The sequence below is a fragment of the Planktothrix sp. PCC 11201 genome, assembly GCF_900009135.1.
GTDB lineage: Bacteria > Cyanobacteriota > Cyanobacteriia > Cyanobacteriales > Microcoleaceae > Planktothrix.
Map to the genome: position 1 here is coordinate 1 of NZ_LT797722.1, position 578 is coordinate 578.

1 protein-coding gene is annotated in these 578 nt (G+C 39.1%); it reads right to left on the reverse strand.

The window, feature by feature from the left end; genetic code table 11:
* On the reverse strand, positions 1–578 hold a 578-nt coding region (locus PL11201_RS25395), incomplete at both ends, for a tetratricopeptide repeat protein (RefSeq protein WP_144017895.1).

A 578-nucleotide genomic window follows, 5' to 3' on the forward strand; every position in this document is an offset into this window, starting at 1 on the left:
AGCATTTCCCAAGGTAAAATGTAACCAAAAACTATCGGGATTAATCTCCAGGGCTTGACGATACCAATTAATCGCTTCTGCGGGTTTTCCGGTCTTAGAACAAATTTCTCCTAACTTATAATAGGAACCAAAAAACTTGGGATTTAGAGCGATTCCTTGATAATAAGCAACGGTGGCTTCTGGCCATTTTTCCTGTTCAGATAAAGCATTTCCCAGTTGATGATATGTCCAAGAAAAATCTGGGCACAGTTCAATAGCTTTTTGATAATTGGCGATCGCTTGTTCGTAATTTTTTTGTTGCACTAAAGCATCGGCTAAACTTTGATAAGATAGATGGCTTTGGGGATTCAGAATAATCGCTTGATTATAGGCTGCGATCGCTTCTTCCCAATGTTGTTTCCGACTTAATGCTTCCCCTAACCAATAATAAGATTGGGGCAAACTCGGGTAAACTTCTACCCCCTTTCTATACAATTCAATTGCTGACTCTAATTTGCCTTTTTCAATTAAGGTTTTCCCAAAGTCCATATACTCTTGAGGGACAACAGACTGGGGTTCTAAAATTAAGGCTTGATACC